Annotated in this window: 16 protein-coding genes; all 16 read left to right on the top strand. The window is 29.6% G+C overall.

What is annotated here, in order from left to right:
• The first annotated feature begins 210 nt into the window (after positions 1 to 210).
• Positions 211 to 957 (top strand): prolipoprotein diacylglyceryl transferase, encoded by a 747-nt coding sequence (lgt, locus tag KGF52_RS06070; protein ID WP_227839473.1) that lies wholly within the window; start codon positions 211 to 213, stop codon positions 955 to 957.
• Positions 958 to 986: 29 nt separating this feature from the next.
• Positions 987 to 1,922, top strand: a complete 936-nt coding sequence (gene rsmH, locus KGF52_RS06065) for a 16S rRNA (cytosine(1402)-N(4))-methyltransferase RsmH (protein WP_227839472.1) — start codon at positions 987 to 989, stop codon at positions 1,920 to 1,922.
• Between the two features lie 277 nt (positions 1,923 to 2,199).
• Complete coding sequence (locus tag KGF52_RS06060) at positions 2,200 to 2,781, top strand: TVP38/TMEM64 family protein (RefSeq protein WP_255640441.1); 582 nt, start codon at positions 2,200 to 2,202, stop codon at positions 2,779 to 2,781.
• A gap of 197 nt (positions 2,782 to 2,978) precedes the next feature.
• Positions 2,979 to 3,326, top strand: coding sequence for a hypothetical protein (locus KGF52_RS06055; protein WP_227829181.1), 348 nt, complete (start codon positions 2,979 to 2,981; stop codon positions 3,324 to 3,326).
• A gap of 11 nt (positions 3,327 to 3,337) precedes the next feature.
• Positions 3,338 to 5,317 (top strand): stage V sporulation protein D, encoded by a 1,980-nt coding sequence (locus KGF52_RS06050; protein WP_227839471.1) that lies wholly within the window; start codon positions 3,338 to 3,340, stop codon positions 5,315 to 5,317.
• Positions 5,318 to 5,484: 167 nt separating this feature from the next.
• Positions 5,485 to 6,858 (top strand): UDP-N-acetylmuramoyl-tripeptide--D-alanyl-D-alanine ligase, encoded by a 1,374-nt coding sequence (locus KGF52_RS06045; RefSeq protein ID WP_227839470.1) that lies wholly within the window; start codon positions 5,485 to 5,487, stop codon positions 6,856 to 6,858.
• A 40-nt stretch (positions 6,859 to 6,898) separates the two neighbouring features.
• Entirely contained in the window at positions 6,899 to 7,867 is a 969-nt protein-coding gene (gene mraY, locus KGF52_RS06040; protein ID WP_227829178.1) for a phospho-N-acetylmuramoyl-pentapeptide-transferase, read from the top strand.
• Between the two features lie 18 nt (positions 7,868 to 7,885).
• Positions 7,886 to 9,241 (top strand): UDP-N-acetylmuramoyl-L-alanine--D-glutamate ligase, encoded by a 1,356-nt coding sequence (gene murD, locus KGF52_RS06035; RefSeq protein WP_227839469.1) that lies wholly within the window; start codon positions 7,886 to 7,888, stop codon positions 9,239 to 9,241.
• Positions 9,242 to 9,292: 51 nt separating this feature from the next.
• The gene (gene spoVE / locus KGF52_RS06030; RefSeq protein ID WP_227432412.1) at positions 9,293 to 10,423 is read left to right on the top strand and encodes a stage V sporulation protein E; all 1,131 of its coding nucleotides are present in this window, start codon (positions 9,293 to 9,295) and stop codon (positions 10,421 to 10,423) included.
• A 17-nt stretch (positions 10,424 to 10,440) separates the two neighbouring features.
• Positions 10,441 to 11,658, top strand: coding sequence for an undecaprenyldiphospho-muramoylpentapeptide beta-N-acetylglucosaminyltransferase (gene murG / locus KGF52_RS06025; RefSeq protein ID WP_227839468.1), 1,218 nt, complete (start codon positions 10,441 to 10,443; stop codon positions 11,656 to 11,658).
• 269 nt (positions 11,659 to 11,927) lie between these two features.
• On the top strand, positions 11,928 to 12,668 hold the full coding sequence (locus KGF52_RS06020) for an FtsQ-type POTRA domain-containing protein (protein ID WP_227839467.1): 741 nt from the start codon (positions 11,928 to 11,930) through the stop codon (positions 12,666 to 12,668).
• 22 nt (positions 12,669 to 12,690) lie between these two features.
• Entirely contained in the window at positions 12,691 to 13,389 is a 699-nt protein-coding gene (locus KGF52_RS06015) for a DUF881 domain-containing protein (RefSeq protein ID WP_227839466.1), read from the top strand.
• Positions 13,390 to 13,393: 4 nt separating this feature from the next.
• Positions 13,394 to 14,068 carry a DUF881 domain-containing protein gene (locus tag KGF52_RS06010; protein ID WP_227839465.1) on the top strand — a complete coding sequence of 225 codons (675 nt, stop codon included), beginning with the start codon at positions 13,394 to 13,396 and terminating at the stop codon, positions 14,066 to 14,068.
• A gap of 98 nt (positions 14,069 to 14,166) precedes the next feature.
• On the top strand, positions 14,167 to 14,520 hold the full coding sequence (locus KGF52_RS06005; protein WP_227839464.1) for a small basic family protein: 354 nt from the start codon (positions 14,167 to 14,169) through the stop codon (positions 14,518 to 14,520).
• A 189-nt stretch (positions 14,521 to 14,709) separates the two neighbouring features.
• Positions 14,710 to 15,870 (top strand): cell division protein FtsZ, encoded by a 1,161-nt coding sequence (gene ftsZ / locus KGF52_RS06000; RefSeq protein WP_227432418.1) that lies wholly within the window; start codon positions 14,710 to 14,712, stop codon positions 15,868 to 15,870.
• Between the two features lie 261 nt (positions 15,871 to 16,131).
• Positions 16,132 to 17,406 carry an ABC transporter substrate-binding protein gene (locus KGF52_RS05995; protein ID WP_227829171.1) on the top strand — a complete coding sequence of 425 codons (1,275 nt, stop codon included), beginning with the start codon at positions 16,132 to 16,134 and terminating at the stop codon, positions 17,404 to 17,406.
• Positions 17,407 to 17,637 lie beyond the last annotated feature (231 nt).

Below are 17,637 nucleotides of genomic sequence, written 5' to 3'. Positions count from 1 at the left end.
TTATACACCAATTTCTTTGATTACAAATAATTTATGAATGATTTTATTGTGATGATGTGTATAATATATTTTTAGTATTTGTAGAATCAACATCAATATGTTTTGTAGAATTAACATTAATATGTTATCATAATTTAGTATAATTACAATTAATTATAAACATGGTGTATTGCTTTGGAAATATTTTAATTAAGATAAAGAGGTGGAGTTATGGATAGAGTTGCATTTACACTGTTTGGGATAGACATAATGTGGTATGGAATACTTATGGCTAGTGGTATGATTTTGGGAACTTTAATAGCAATAAAAGAGTCAAAAAGAGTAGGACTTAAAGAAGATGATGTATTAAATATAGCTATCATAGCAATTCCTGTTGGATTAATATGTGCAAGAATATATTATGTTATATTTAATTGGAGTTATTACGCTCAAAATCTATCTCAAATCCTTAATTTTAGAGGTGGTGGACTTGCTATACATGGAGGATTAATAGGTGGAATCTTAGCTGGTTACATATACACTAAGGTTAAAAATATTAATTTCTTAAAAATGGCTGATACTGTCATACTTGGAATGCCTTTAGCACAAGCTATAGGAAGATGGGGAAACTTTATTAATGGAGAAGCTCATGGAGGTACAACTAATTTACCATGGGGAATAATGGTTGATGGAGTAAAGGTTCATCCAACTTTTCTATATGAGTCTATATGGGATTTTGGAATATTTATAGTTTTATTATTGTTTAGAAAGAATAAAAAATACGAAGGGCAGGTTATAGTAACTTATATAACCCTGTATTCAATAGGAAGATTTTTTATAGAAGGATTAAGAACAGATAGTTTAATGTTAGGGCCACTTAGAATGGCTCAAGTGATAAGTTTAGTTGGAGTTGTTGGTGGTATAATAGCACATATTTATTTATCAAAGAGAAATAAAAACAACAGTATTGAAAAATAATTTAAATAGTGAGTTTAAAGGAGGTAGTTATGGAATTTCATCATGTATCAGTTCTTTTAAATGAATGTATAGAAAATTTAAAGATAAAACCAGATGGAGTATATGTTGACTGTACTATGGGGGGTGCAGGACATTCCAAAGAGATAGTAAAAAATTTATCAGATAAAGGATTGTTTATAGGGTTTGACCAAGATAAAAATGCTATAAATACAGCGAGAGAAAGACTAAGTGAATATGAAAACAGAGTAAAATTTGTTCATAGCAATTTTGAAAATATAAAAGAAGAATTGGAAAAAATAGGAGTTTATAAGATAGATGGTGTATTAGCAGATTTAGGAGTTTCCTCTCATCAACTTGATGAAGCTGAGAGAGGATTTTCTTATATGCAAGATGCACCACTTGATATGAGGATGGATGTTAGGTGTGAATTTTCAGCATATGATGTTGTAAACACTTATTCAGAAGATGAACTAGCTAAGATAATTAAAGATTATGGTGAAGATAACTGGGCTAAACGTATAGCTAAATTTATAGTTGAGGAAAGAGTGAATAAACCAATAGAAACCACAGGTGAATTGGTTGATACAATTAAAAAAGCTATTCCTAAAAAAGCTAGAATAGATGGGCCTCATCCAGCTAAAAGGACTTTTCAGGCTATACGAATAGAAGTAAATAATGAACTTGGAGTAATTACAAAGATGATAAATGATGCTTCTTCTATAATGAATGAAGGGGGTAGAATTTGTATAATAACATTTCATTCGTTAGAAGATAGAATAGTGAAAAATGCATTTAAATATCTTGCATCAGATTGTATATGTCCACAACATTTACCAATATGTCAATGTGACAAAGAATCTGAAGTAAAAATAATAACTAGAAAACCAATATTACCTAGTGCTGAAGAAATAGAAGTAAATCCACGTTCAAGAAGTGCTAAATTGAGAGTAGCTGAAAAAATATAATTTATATAGTTTGAGAGTAAGGGCTAGCTATGTAATAAAATAATAAACTTCTTAATGATAGTTAAAACCTATTATAGTTTTTATTAGAATAGAAAACAACTATGATATAATCGACAATATAGAAAAATATTTTCTGTTATAATATAACTAAAATAGATATTAGGAGTGAAGAAAAATAGAGAATAAGCATAAAAAATTATTAATAAAAATTTGTATTATATTGGGGGTACTTGCTATTTACTTTTTTATACCTCCTGTTAAAAAAATGGTAAATCAGATGATATTTTATCTGAGTATGTTAAATTTAGATGCAATTAAGGAGTACATACTATCATTTGGAGTTTGGGCACCAATAATATCATTTGCACTTATGATATTACAATCAATAGCTGCACCTCTTCCTGCATTTTTAATTACTTTTGCAAATGCAGCCTTATTTGGATGGGTAAATGGTGCTATACTGTCATGGGTTAGTGCAATGGCAGGTGCTGCAATCTGTTTTGTAATTGGGAGATTTTTAGGTAGAGATGTAGTTGCAAAACTTACAAGTAAATTTGCACTAGAAAGTATAGATGGTTTTTTTGATAAATATGGAAAACATACAATTTTAATTGCAAGATTGCTTCCTTTTATATCTTTTGACCTTGTGAGTTATGCAGCAGGTCTAACATCTATGAGTTTTATATCTTTCTTTATAGCTACTGGGGTAGGACAATTACCAGCAACCATTGTATATTCTTATGTTGGTGGGATGTTGACTGGTGGAGCTAAAGTCATGATGACAGGACTCTTAATATTATTTGCTTTAAGTGTATTGATTTATATGTTAAAGAAAATATATAGTGATAAAAATAAATAAAAATTAGTGTATAATCTATAGGTTCGATATTCAAGAATTAGTGAATCTATAGATTTTTTGTTGTGTATAGAAAAAATTACAAATAGATTGTGTAATAGTGTATTAATTTAGCGATGAAATTTTAAAGGAAGAGATATGATTAATAACAAATATAGTATAGAGGAAAATCTAAAAATCTATATTATCGGGGTGATAATTTGAAAAAAAATTATAAAATACATAATCTAAATGAATATAAAAATAAAAAAAAGAATAATTATAAAAAGAGAATTAATAAAAAAATAGGGGCTAAATGTATTTTATTGATTACAACTTTCGTAGTAATAATATTGAATCTATGTGGTTATTCAAAAATTTCAGAAATGAAATATGATATTTATTATTTACAAAAAGATTTAAGAAAAAAAGAGATAGTATTAGAGGAACTAAAGGCAAAAGAAACTGAAAAAACATCAATAAAAGAAATTGAGTTAAAAGCAAAGGAATTGCTCAATATGGACTATCCAAAAGATGGACAAATAAAGTATATAAATGTGGATAACTAGGGGGAATAGGTTTGAGAAAAGTAAAAAGGATAAGCAAAAAAAGACTGGTACTTGTTCTTGTTTTAGCATGTGCACTGTTTTTTTGCCTTGTTATTAGGACTGGATACTTACAACTTATGAAAGGTAATTGGTTGAGCACAAAAGCATTAGAACAACAAACAAGAGATATACCTATAGAGCCTAAAAGAGGAACTATATATGATAGAAATATGAAAGAATTGGCAGTAAGTGTAACTAAATATACAGTTTGGTGCAAACCTGTAGAAGTTGAAGATAAAAAAGAAGCGGCTGAAAAAGTTGCTGAAATTTTGGACGAAGACTATAAAGATATTTATTCTCTAATAAGTAAAAAAAATATGGCTCTTGTAAAGGTCAAAAGATGGATAGATGATGATAAGGCAAGTCAAATAAGGGATGCTAAATTAGGTGGAATATGGGTAGCAGAAGACAATCAAAGATATTATCCTTATGGAAATTTTGCACCATATGTAATAGGTCATACTTCTTCAGATGCAACAGGGATATCTGGTATAGAGATGCAATATGATAAAAAATTAAAAGGGAAAGCTGGAAAACTAATAGTAAGTACTGATGCTTCAGGTAGAGAAATTCCACAAGGTATGGAAAAATATTATGAACCTGTTCAAGGGAATGGTCTTGTATTGTCTATAGATGAAGTAATCCAACATTATACTGAAAAAGCAGTACAAAAGGCTTATGAAATAAACAATGCAAAGAAAGTCACTGCAATAGCAATGAATCCTAAAACTGGTGATATACTTGCTTTAGCATCAAAACCAGATTATGACCCTAACGACTCAAGAACACCAATATATCCATATTATCAAGAAGAACTTGAAAAATATAGCGATAAAGACAAAATAAAGGGCTATTATCAAATGTGGAGAAATCCAGCAGTAAGTGATACATATGAACCAGGTTCTACATTTAAACTTATTACATCTTCTAGTGCTCTTGAAGAAGGAGTAATAAAAGATGGTGAGAAATTCACATGTACAGGTAGTGTAACTGTAGGAGGAAGAAAGATTAAATGTTGGAGACACTATAGACCTCATGGAACACAAGAGTTTAAACAAGCAGTACAAAATTCTTGTAACCCTGTGTTTGTTGAATTAGGAAGTAGATTAGGTGTTGGTAAAATGTATGATTATATAGAATCTTTTGGTCTTATGAATAAGACAGGTATAGATTTACCAGGAGAAGCTAAGGGGATATTATATAATGAAAAAAATGTAGGTCCAGTCGAGTTAGCTACAATATCATTTGGTCAATCCATATCAGTAACTCCAATACAACTTATAACAGCTATATCATCAATAGCAAATGGTGGAGATTTAATGCAACCAAGAGTAGTAAAATCTTATACTGACAATAAAGGTAATATAACTGAGACAGTAAAACCAAAAAAAGTAAGAAATGTTATATCTAAAGAAACATCCAAAAAAATGTTAGAAATTGCAGAGTCAGTTGTAACTGATGGTGGAGGAAAAATTGCATATATACCAGGATATAGACTAGGTGGGAAAACAGGTACAGCTCAAAAGGTTATAGATGGTAAATATGCTCAAGGAAAATATATATGTTCATTCGTGGGAATAGCACCTTGTGATGACCCACAAATTGTAGTTCTTGCTATTGTTGATGAGCCAACAGGAGTAAGTGCATTTGGTAGTACTACAGCAGGACCTATAGTAAAAGAAATAATGAATGATTCTCTAAAATATTTAGGGGTTAAACCAGTATATAAAGAAGAAGAAAAAGCTGAATATGAAAAGAAACAAGTCAAAGTACCAGATGTAAGAAATTTAAAAATTGGAGATGCAGTGAAAGCACTAGAAGATGCGAAGTTAAAACCAAATTTAGATACAGATATAGAAATTCCAAAGGATACAAAAGTAAAGGATGTTTTTCCAAAACCTGGAATAAAAGTTAATGAAGATTCAAGTATAACACTATATTTTGAAAACTAAAAAGTAACAGATAATTAACATATATCCATAAACATCTTCAAAAAAACAGAAATATAGTATATAATTATAAAGTTAAGAGTTATCGTAGGCAATGTATATGTAACGGTATACATTGCCTTTTGTTGCTAAGATAATATAGCTAATGTTTTATAAGGAGGAGTTTGAGAATGGAGTGCTTAACAATAAAGGAGTTAGTACTTGCAACTAATGGAAAGTTAATATATGGAGATTATAATGACTGTGTAAGTGATATAGTTATAGATAGCAGGGAAGCAAAGGCACAAAATGCATTTGTAGCCATAGTTGGAGAAAATTTAGATGGGCATACATTTATAAAGTCTGCCTATGATAGTGGATGTAAAACTTTTATAAAAAATGAAAGTAATGGAATAAAATTAGAAAGTTCGGATATAAATTTAATAGAGGTAAAAGATACAACTTTGGCTCTAGGAAATATTTCCAGATACTATAAAGAAAAATTTGACATTCCATTTATAGGTGTTACAGGTAGTGTAGGGAAAACAACTACTAGAGATATGATATATGCAGCTATTTCTGCAAAATTAAACATCTTGAAAAATGAAAAGAACCTAAATAATCATTTTGGGGTTCCTTTGACTTTGTTTAATTTAAATAAAGAACATGAGTGTGCTGTAATAGAAATGGGAATGTCTGGATTTAATGAAATAAAGTATTTGGTGGACATAGTAAATCCTAAAATTGCAGTCATATCAAATATAGGATTATCGCACATAGAAAACCTAGGTTCACAAGAAGGGATTTTAAAGGCAAAGCTGGAGATTGCTTCAAACTTTGATGATACAAATACCTTGATTGTGAATGGTGATGATAAATTTTTATCTACACTAAAAGAAAAAGAGCACATATATAAGTTAAAAACATTTGGATTTAATAAAGATAATGACATTTATTGTGAAGATTATACTATGGAAGAAGGTAGTTTGACATTTACGTGTGTCATAAATGGAAAAAAAGAGGAAATATTTATACCAACAATAGGAGAGCATAATATATATAATGCTATGTCAGCTATATTAGTTGGCATGAGTTTAAATATTTCTTTGGAGTATATAAAAACAGGTTTAAAAAACTTCAAAGGGACAAAAATGAGATTAGACATAATAAAAAATGAAAGATTAACAATAATTAATGACTCATATAATGCCAGTCCAGATTCTATGGAAGCAGCCTTAAAAATACTTGGAAGATATAAAGGTAGAAAAGTAGCAATACTTGGAGATATGCTTGAGATGGGTGAAATTTCAGAGTATGGTCATAGATTAGTTGGAAAATCATCTATGAATAATACTGATATTATAATAACTATAGGTGAAAATTCAGTGTTTATTGGAGACGAAGCAAAACGATTAGGATTCGATTCATCCAATATATATCACTTTAAAAATAGAGATGATGTATTTAATCAATTAGATGAATTAATAAAAACAGGAGACACTATTTTAGTGAAAGGCTCAAGAGGCATGAAATTAGAAAAAATAGTTGAATATCTAAATAAATAAGCTTAAACTAATGAGTTGATTGACAAGGGAGAGGAGTTTTATGATGTTAGGAATAACAGAGCTTACGTACACCGCATTGATTGCGTTTTTGATAGTAATTATAATAGGACCAATATTTATACCAATGCTTAGGAAATTTAAATTTGGTCAGACAGTTAGAGATGATGGACCTCAAACACATCTAGCTAAGAATGGAACACCTACTATGGGTGGAATTATAATGATTGTTGCAATTCTAATAACTGGACTTACAAGAGTAAAAGTTAGTCATGACATGGCAGTAGGTCTTATATGTATTGCTGGTTTTGGTTTTATTGGTTTTTTAGATGACTTTATAAAAATAAAGCTAAAAAGGTCACTTGGACTAAAAGCATATCAAAAAATAATCCTTCAAGTTGCATTATCTTTTTATGTTGCTTTTTATCAGTATACGTCATCATCAAGTGCTTCGCAACTTATGATACCATTTACAGATTTTGTAATAAATGTTGGGATACTATATATACCAATAATGATGTTTATAATAGTAGCAATAGTAAATGCTGTAAATTTAACTGATGGTCTAGATGGTCTAGCATCAGGAGTGACTTTAGTTGTTTCTGTATTTTTTATGTTGTTTGCAAGTTCAGTTGCAGGTAATACAGAAGTTGCAGTTTTGGCAGCAGCAACTGTTGGAGCATGTCTAGGCTTTTTAGGATTTAATTCATATCCAGCTAGAGTGTTTATGGGAGATACAGGTTCAATGGCACTAGGAGGTGCGGTTGTAGCATTTTCAGTTTTAACTAATTCTGTGCTTATAATACCTATAATTGGAGGTATTTATTTTGCAGAAGCTCTATCAGTTTTAATTCAAGTTGGATATTTTAAAGCAACTAGAAAGAGATTCTTTAAGATGGCTCCAATACACCATCATTTTGAACAATGTGGCTGGCCAGAAACAAGAGTTGTATTTGTTTTTTGGATTATTACAGTTGTTTTAGCTTGGATAAGTATAATAGCAGTATTTTAGGCCTAGGGGGAATAAAAAATGGACTTAAGTGGAAAAAAAGTTTTATTAGTAGGGCTTGCAAAAACTGGTATATCTACAATTAAACATTTAGATAAATTAGGAGCAAGTATAATTGTAAATGATATTAAAGATGAAAATAAATTAAAAAACATACTTGATGAATTAAAATCTATAAATGACATAGAATACATATTAGGATGCCATCCAGAGGATGTAGACGATGTAGATATGGTTGTAGTATCTCCAGGGGTACCATTAGACCTGCCATTTATTTTGGAACTAAAGAATTCAGGCAAGTGTATAATTGGTGAGGTAGAATTAGCTTTTAAATTGTCAAATAATCCAACTTTTATAGGGATTACAGGTACAAATGGTAAGACAACTACAACTAGCTTAGTAGGAGAAATTTTTTCAAGTGCCAAAAAAGATACATATGTAGTTGGTAATATAGGGAATCCTGTAATAGATACTATAGAAACTTCAAATGAAGAATCTATACTTGTAACTGAACTGAGTAGTTTCCAACTTGAAAGTGTGGATGAATTTAGACCTAAAGTAAGTGCAATATTAAACATTACAGAAGATCATTTAAATAGACATCATACTATGGAAAAGTACATAGAAGCTAAATCAAAAATATTTATGAATCAAAATGCTGAAGATTTTTGTGTATTAAATTATGATGATGAAATAGTGAGAGGTCTATCTGATAAATGTAATGCCAAAATAATTTACTTTTCAAGAACTCATAGAGTAAATGGAGGAGTATATTTAGAAAATAATGACATAATAATAGATATAGAGGATAAGATTAAGTTTCTAAATAAAGATGATGTAAGTTTGCCTGGAGGCCATAATTTAGAAAATTGTATGGCAGCAATAGCAATCGCATATGTTTGTAAAGTAGATTTAGAAGTAATAAAAGATGTATTGATGACATTTAAAGGAGTTGAACACAGACAAGAGTTTGTAAGAAACTTAGATAATGTAATGTATGTAAATGATTCAAAGGGAACTAATCCAGACTCTACTATAAAAGCTGTACAGTCTTATAATAGACCTATAGTGCTTATAGCAGGAGGAATGGATAAGGGAAGCAACTTTGATGAACTTCTTGAAATTGCAAAGTCATATGTTAAATCATTAATCTTATTAGGAGAAACTGCACCAAAGATAGAAAGTTGTGCTAAAAATAAAGGATTTAATGACATACATATAGTAAAAGATATGGAGGAAGCAGTTAAGACTTCTCATGAGATTTCAAAAAATGGAGATATAGTGCTTCTTTCACCAGCTTGTGCAAGTTGGGATATGTATGAAAGTTTTGAAGTAAGAGGAAAAGACTTCAAAGATAATGTAAACAATTTAAAATAATCTCTTACCTCTAAACTTACTTAGATGGAAGAATGGAGGTAGATTAGTTGGATGCCTAAAGAAAATTTGAAAAAACAAATTGACATAAGGATGAAGACTGAATTTGATGGAGTAGTATTTTATACTACTATGCTTTTAGTATTTGTAGGAATAGTTATGGTGTTTAGTGCAAGTTTTATACAATCTTCATTTAAACATAATGATGCATACTATTTTCTAAAGAAAAATGTAATATATGCTATACTGGGATTTATAGTTATGATTATTACATCTAGAATAGACTATAATTTTTGGAAGAAAAATGCTACAGCAATTGGAGCTATAGCAGTAGTATTATTATTGTTGGTTTTAACTCCTTTGGGAATAGAAGCAAACGGAGCAAAAAGATGGTTAGGGATAGGTGCTTTAACATTTCAGCCTGCAGAAATTGCAAAGTTTGCTACAATAATATTAACTGCAAAATTGATTGAGAAAAATTATGATAAAATAAAATCTTTGACAAAAGGTGTTGTACCACTTCTCGTAGTTCCAGGAATATTTTTTGCGTTGATAATACTTCAACCAAATTTGTCAACAGCAGGTACTGTAATTCTAGTTACATTTGTAATGATATTTGTTGCTGGGATGGATATGAAAATTGTATTTGCTATGATAGGAAGTGGGGCTGCTTTATTTGCTGCATTAGTAATTGCTGAACCGTATAGACTTAGTCGTGTTACATCTTTTTTAGACCCATTTCAAGACCCACTTGGTAAGGGGTATCAGGTAATACAAGGTTTATATGCATTAGGCTCAGGAGGACTGTTTGGTTTAGGCTTAGGAAAGAGTAAGCAAAAGTATTTTTATATACCAGAGCCACAAAATGACTTTATATTTGCTATAATAGGAGAAGAGTTAGGATTAATTGGTTGTATAATAGTTATAATGCTATTTGTAGCCTTAGTCTACAGATGTGTAAGAATAGCGCTGAAGACTTCTAATGTATTTGCTTGTATGGTTGTCATAGGTATAGGGGCACAAATTGGAATACAAGCAGCTTTAAATATAGCAGTTGCAACATCATCAATGCCAGCTACAGGTGTAGCACTACCATTTATAAGTTATGGAGGTACCTCACTCACCATCTTTATGGGGGCCGTAGGTATAGTGTTGAACATCTCAAAGCATGTCAAAATTAATTAACAGGAGATGATGATTTGATGAAAGTTTTATTATCGGGCGGTGGAACTGGAGGACACGTATATCCAGCTATAGCTATTGCTAACAAAATAAGAGATGAACATCCAGACGCCGAGATAATGTTTGTTGGGACGGAAAAGGGAATAGAATCAGAAATAGTTCCTAAGTATGGATTTGAATTGAAAACTGTAACAGTACAAGGATTTAAGAGAAAAATAGACTTCGATAATGTAAAAAGAGTTTTTAAGCTTTTTAAAGGATTGGAACAATCAAGAAAAATTGTTAAAAAATTTAAGCCAGATGTAGTCATAGGAACTGGTGGATATGTCAGTGGACCTGTTTTATTTAATGCGTCTATGGGAAAAATACCAGCTATAATACATGAGCAAAATTCTTTTCCTGGAGTAACTAATAAGATTTTATCCAAAACAGTTACAAAGGTACTTACAAGTTTTGAAGATTCACATAAAAGATTTCCTGAGACAGCTGAAGAAAAATTAGTTTTTACAGGAAATCCAGTTAGAAAAGAAATTTTGTTATCAAGAAAAAATATCGCAAGAAAAAATTTAGGGATAAGTGAAGAGAAAAAAATGGTACTTTGCTATGGTGGTAGTGGAGGTTCAAGAAAAATAAATGATGCAATGAGACTTGTCATAAAGAATATGGTCAATGAAGATATAGCTTTTATATTTGCAACAGGAAAAAGCTATTATGAAGAATTTATGGAAAGTATCAGTAATATAAATCTTAAACCATACCAAAAAGTAGTACCTTATTTAGAAGATATGGCAAATGCACTTGCAGCAAGTGATTTAGTTATAGGTAGTGCAGGAGCAATTTCACTAGCTGAAATAACAGCTCTTGGCAAACCTTCTATAATAATACCTAAAGCATATACTGCTGAAAATCATCAAGAGTACAATGCTAAGAGTATAGAGAAGCAAGGTGCAGGGGTTGCAATTCTAGAAAAAAACTTAACTCCAGAAAGCCTAAATACAGCCGTATTTAAACTTTTAGGCGATAGAGAGCTTCTAGTTGACATGGCAAATGCAAGTAAAACTATAGGTAGACCTGAGGCGATAGACCTTATATATGATGAGATAATAAAGGTATACAACTCAACACAAAAATCAACAGCTAAAAAACCAAAAAAAGAAAAAGTTGTTGAGGAAGTAAAAAAAGAAGCAGCTCCAAGTATAGAAGGTCAGGCTAAAGTAATAGGAATAAAGAAAAGATAAATAGATATTTACCCCTAATTTATAATATATTAGATTTTCTAAATTATTCTAAATTAGGGGTTTATTTGTGTGTATACAAGTTTTAAGTTATAAAAAATATATGGTATTTTATATTTATTTTGATGAAATATCAATTTAATCCTCTTTTTTAATGTTTTATTAGATTGTTTTGTAAAAAAATGAGAAAATTTGACTTTAAATATTATATTTTTTTTGTAGGAAATATAAACTCGAAAGGTGTATTTATTAACCAAAGGGGTTGATTGTATTTGAAGAGGAGAAAGAAGCTAAATACGAATAATGTTATGATAGTTTTGGTTTTTATACTTATGCTATCTTTTGGGATATGTATTATTGTAGGGAGTGATTTATTTGATGTAAAGAGGATAGATGTGATTGGAAATAAAAGAGTCACCAAGTCAAATATAATGAAAGAGTTAAATGTAAGTTCACATGAAAATATATTTGCATACAATTTTAAAGACATGAAAAGTAAGCTTATGAAAAATCCATATATAGAAGATGTAGAAATAAAAAGGAAACTTCCAAATAAGATAATTATAAGCTTAAAGGAAAAAGAAATTTTTGCAGCATTAAAGGATGAAGATAACTATTGTTATATAGATAAAAAAGGGAACTTATTAGAGGAACTAAAAGGCACTAATGAAAGCAAAAATGATTTGATAGTGGAAGTAGATTATAATATTGATGATACGAAATCAATAAAATTTAAAAATTATAAAACTAAAGAGAATGTATTTAAGACTTTAAATTATTTAAAAGAAGAAGGTATTTATAGAAAAATAAATTATGTAAACTTTAAAAAAGAAGGGAATGTAAATATGCTTACGAGAAGCAATATAAAAATCTTACTTTCTAATGATGATAACTTAGATTATAATATATCTAGGGTAAATAAAATTTTGATTGACCTGCAAAATAAAAATACCAATGGTGGGACTATAAATCTAAATTATGGAAAGCTAGCTGTATATAGTCCAGAAGGATAGACAATTGTAAGGAAGTGATATTTTGAAAAAAAGATTTATAAATAAGAGTATAATCATAGGAAGTATTGTATTGGGAGTTCTCGTTAGTTTACAATTAAAAATTATTAATATAGAAAATAGAGGAATGATGACTTTTAAGAGAGGAGAGCAACTTACAGAAGAACTTAAATCTCTAAAAAAAGAAAAAGAAAATCTTCAATCAGAAATTAATAGTGTAAAAAAAGATATAGATACTTATAGAGGTAAAAGTGAAAAAGGAGAGCAAGATATACTTAAATCAGAAATAGAAAAATATGAAACCTTAGCTGGATATACAGATGTAGAAGGAAAAGGTATTGAAGTTGAAATAAATTCTACAAAAACCTTAGGAAGCTTTGATAAAAATGACAGTATACTATATAATTATGATTTATTACTGTCAATGATAAATAAATTAAATTCAGCACAAGCAAGTGCTATATCTATAAATAATCAAAGATTAGTTTCAAATACATATATGTATTTGAAAGAAGATAAACTTTATATGAATGATACTGTTATAAAGGAGCCAATTACAATAAAGGCAATTGGTGATTCTGATACATTAGCTTCTGCGCTCAATATAAAGTACGGTATTGTCTGGGAAATAGAAACGTATTATAATGCAAAGGTAAAAGTGACTAAAGAAGATAATGTAAAAATAAATGGACACGGTGATACAGAAAAAGTAGAGAGGAAATAATAGTATGAAAAAGAAAATGATTATATTAGGAGCATTCATATTAGGCATTTTCATATCAACTTATATAAAATCACTGAACCCAAATAAAGTGTATATAACATTGAGTCAGACTAAAAGTATTGAAAGTGAAATAGAAAATACAAATAAGGAAATAAAAAATCTAAAAGAAGCTCTTAAAAGTAATAAAAATACTTTAGATGAATATAAGCAAGCAGAAAATAATGGAAATGAATCGATTCAAACATTAATGAAAAAAGAACTTGAAGAAGTTAAAGAGTTAAGTGGCTACTCAACTGTCACAGGTCCAGGAATAACTATTACTATGAAGGATAGTGAAAGAGAATTAAAAGATGGACAAAATCCAAACGACCTGATTATACATGATATTGACATTCTAAGAGTTTTAAATGATTTGAAAAAAGCAGGTGCAAAAGCAATATCTATAAATGGAGAAAGAGTATTGTCAACAAGTAAGATAAAATGTTCAGGAGCAACTATTACAGTGAACGATACTACATATGGACAACCATTTATAATAAAAGCTATAGGAGATATAGATTTATTGAGTGCAGCTATAAATTCTCCAGAATCATATGCTAAATCTCTAAAGGATATATATGGAATTAATATAAAAATACAGGAAAATAATGGAAATAAGGTGGATTTATTTGCAAAATAAAACGAAAAATACAAAAAAATAAAGAAAAAATAAAAAAAATTAATAAAAAGGATTGTAATATAGTTGTGTTTCAAAGTAAAATAAAGAGGTGAAGATTTATGATATGGGTGTTAGGAGGATTGGCATTTGGTGTGGTAGTAGGTTACTACATTCCATTTACATATTCTATGGATTATTCGATATATATGTCAGTAGCTATTCTTGCAATAATGGATTCTATATTTGGAGCGATAAAATCCAGTTTTGAAGAGAACTATGATAATGTAATTTTTGTTACTGGTTTCATAGGGAATGCTATCTTGGCTATATTATTGACTTATATAGGAGAAAAGTTAGGAATTTCACTTTATTATGTAGCAGTATTAGTTTTTGGTATGAGACTATTTAATAATTTATCCATAATTAGACGTTATATCATTGCCAATATTATGAATAAAAAACATAAAAATTAAAGAGCTTTTGATATATACATAAAATATTTTATACTTAAAGAGTAATATTTGACAATATAAGTAAGAAAATTAAAAAGGAAAATTTACGTTTTTGTGGAATATGTTAGTTAAAGGTTAACAAAATAAAAGAAGAAAATGATATAATTAATACATACGATAACTTTGAATCATGAGATAAGGGGGTTTATGATGCTAAACTTTGACGTAGAATTAGAAGAATGTGCACAAATTAAAGTAATAGGTGTAGGTGGCGGTGGAAACAATGCTGTCAATAGAATGGTAGAAGCTCAACTTAAAGGCGTTGAATTTATATCAGTAAATACAGATAAACAAGCTTTATATACATCAAAGGCTGAATATAAAGTTCAAATAGGAGAAAAATTAACTAGAGGACTTGGTGCAGGAGCTAATCCAGAAGTAGGAAAAAGAGCTGCTGAAGAAAGTAAAGATGAAATAGTAAAACTACTTCAAGGAGCTGATATGGTATTTGTTACAGCTGGAATGGGTGGTGGTACTGGTACAGGAGCTGCCCCAGTAGTTGCAGGCTTAGCTAAAGAAATGGGTATCCTTACAGTAGGTGTAGTTACAAAACCTTTTGCATTTGAAGGTAAAATAAGAATGAAAAATGCTGAAGGTGGAATAGCTGAGCTTAAGTCAAAGGTAGATACTCTTATAACAATACCAAATGATAGACTTTTACAAATAGTACAAAAGAATACTTCAATGTTGGATGCTTTTGCAGTTGCAGATGATGTGTTAAAACAAGGTATACAATCAATTTCTGACCTTATAGCAGTTGAAGGATTAATAAACTTAGACTTTGCAGATGTTACTACTATAATGAAAGATAAAGGTCTTGCTCATATGGGTATAGGTAGTGCTAGTGGAGAAACTAGAGCTATAGATGCTGCTAGACAAGCTATCCAATCTCCACTTTTAGAAACATCAATACAAGGAGCAAAAGGAGTACTTCTTAATGTTACAGGTGGTCCTAACTTAGGATTATTTGAAGTTAATGAAGCATCTACTTTAGTTATGGAATCATGTGACCCAGAAGCAAATGTTATATTTGGTGCTTCTATAAAAGAAGATTTAGGCGATGAAATAATGATTACAGTAATCGCAACAGGATTTGAAGGCTTACAAGGTGGGATTTTAGATTTGGATACTAAGCCTAAATCAAGTATAAGATCTTCTTTGAATACAACCGTAAAACAAGTTGTAAAAGAAATAGAAGAAGAAGAAATTGTCGTTGAAGAAAAGATAGAAGCTCCTAAAAAGGCGAGTATAATAGAAGAAGACGATGATGAGAGCATGGAAATACCTACATTCTTAAGAAGAAGAAGATAATATGTAAATTTATAAAGAAGTCAATAGACTTCTTTTTATTTTTTGTATTTTAATCTATTATTTCTTAAAATATATTCTAGTATCAAAAAAATATAAAAAAGTAAAGTTTTTTTATTAAGTATAGAAAAAAATGATAATTATACAAATGGTTATAGTTTTTTATAATTAGACAATGATATTTTTATTTGGTAATATTAAATCTGAATTGAATTGTAAAAATTTGAGGAAAAAGAGAAATTAAAGTCTGAAAGGGGATTAAGTATGATTAAGCTAAAAAAAATTCTTTCTTTAGCCATGGTTGCTGTTTTGTCAACATCACTTCTTGCTGGATGTACAAAAAAAGAAGAATCTAAAGGAAAAGATGGCAAAGAAAAATTAGTTGTATGGTCTGCACCATTAACAGATCATGATGCAGATGCATGGAAACCAATACTTGAGAAATTTGAAAAGGAAAATAACTGTGAAATTGAATTTCAAATAGTACCATGGGATAATTATGCAGAAAAATATGCTACTGCAATCAGTGCAGGTGAGGGGCCAGATATAGGATATATGTATGCAGAAATGTTTCCTCAATTTATAGAAATGGGAGCAGTTGAAGATTTAACTCCTTATTTAGAAAAATCAGGAACTTCAGACAATTATTTATACTTAGATAATGCAAAAATGATGGGTGGAATTTACGGTTTACCTATAGAAGCTGCTAATCCAGGTGTATTATACTATAATAAAGATATACTAGAAAAATTGGGAGAAAAACCTCCTAAAACATGGGAAGATTTTAAAAGAATATGTGAAAAAGCAACAAAAGATACTGATGGAGATGGAAAAATCGACCAATGGGGTCTTGCACAAGGTTGGGGTTCTAAAGTGTTTGGTAGTTTAAACTGGAACTGGTATCCATATCTATGGCAAGCTGGTGGAGATATATATAATGATGATTTAAAATCAGTTAAATTTAATAATGAAGAAGGATTAAAAGCTGCTAACTTTATAAATGATATGAAAAAATATATACCAGATAATGCTTTATCAAAAGACAGTAATGAAATGGTTGAAAGTGTATTTGGACCAGGAAAAGCTGCATTTACTATAATGCTGTCTTCTGCTGCTACAAGTACTTTTGATAAATCATTCCCAGACTTAAACTGGGGATATGTAACTTCATTAGAAGATAAAACAGTTGGTAGTTTTGCTTCAGTAGATGATTTAACTTTAATGTCAGCGTGTAAAAACAAAGAACTTGGCTTTAAACTTCTTGAATATATGTTAAGTAAAGACTCAATGGAAGCTTTCCATAAAGAGATACCAAGAGCACCAGTTGCTAAAGGTGAAAAATATCAAGGAGACCCAAGATTTGAAGAAATGGTAACAAAAGATAAAAATATGTACAGACCATTAACAGTTGGACCTCATGGAGTAGAAATATATGAACACTTATGGAAACAACTTCAAATGATGATAGCTGGAGATAAGACTCCAGAACAAGCACTAAATGAATCTGCAAAATATGCAAATGAATTATTAGCACAATAGTTTAAGTTTATATTTGAATTTATAGACTATGCAACTTAATTTTATACAAGTAAAAGATTTACTTGCTATATTATTAAGTCGCATAGTCTTTTTTTATGGAAATATTCCAAAAGTAGGGTTGAATAACTTCTACCTAGATATATTGAATTCTACAAAAAAGCCTATTTGTTTGATACTAAAAAAATATCTTTTGACGACATAAAGTATAAGACATATATCATTGTTATTTTT

The organism is Clostridioides sp. ZZV15-6597 (assembly GCF_020657815.1).
Lineage (GTDB): Bacteria > Bacillota > Clostridia > Peptostreptococcales > Peptostreptococcaceae > Clostridioides.
This window is presented reverse-complemented; position numbering and strand designations above follow the sequence as displayed.

Excerpts from the sequence above, each read along its gene's own strand:
- lgt (WP_227839473.1), top strand. The coding sequence starts at position 211 with ATGGATAGAGTTGCATTTACACTGTTTGGGATAGACATAATGTGGTAT.
- rsmH (WP_227839472.1), top strand. The coding sequence starts at position 987 with ATGGAATTTCATCATGTATCAGTTCTTTTAAATGAATGTATAGAAAAT.
- KGF52_RS06060 (WP_255640441.1), top strand. The coding sequence starts at position 2,200 with ATGATATTTTATCTGAGTATGTTAAATTTAGATGCAATTAAGGAGTAC.
- KGF52_RS06045 (WP_227839470.1), top strand. The coding sequence starts at position 5,485 with ATGGAGTGCTTAACAATAAAGGAGTTAGTACTTGCAACTAATGGAAAG.
- mraY (WP_227829178.1), top strand. The coding sequence starts at position 6,899 with ATGATGTTAGGAATAACAGAGCTTACGTACACCGCATTGATTGCGTTT.
- murD (WP_227839469.1), top strand. The coding sequence starts at position 7,886 with ATGGACTTAAGTGGAAAAAAAGTTTTATTAGTAGGGCTTGCAAAAACT.
- spoVE (WP_227432412.1), top strand. The coding sequence starts at position 9,293 with ATGCCTAAAGAAAATTTGAAAAAACAAATTGACATAAGGATGAAGACT.
- murG (WP_227839468.1), top strand. The coding sequence starts at position 10,441 with ATGAAAGTTTTATTATCGGGCGGTGGAACTGGAGGACACGTATATCCA.
- KGF52_RS06010 (WP_227839465.1), top strand. The coding sequence starts at position 13,394 with ATGAAAAAGAAAATGATTATATTAGGAGCATTCATATTAGGCATTTTC.
- KGF52_RS06005 (WP_227839464.1), top strand. The coding sequence starts at position 14,167 with ATGATATGGGTGTTAGGAGGATTGGCATTTGGTGTGGTAGTAGGTTAC.
- ftsZ (WP_227432418.1), top strand. The coding sequence starts at position 14,710 with ATGCTAAACTTTGACGTAGAATTAGAAGAATGTGCACAAATTAAAGTA.
- KGF52_RS05995 (WP_227829171.1), top strand. The coding sequence starts at position 16,132 with ATGATTAAGCTAAAAAAAATTCTTTCTTTAGCCATGGTTGCTGTTTTG.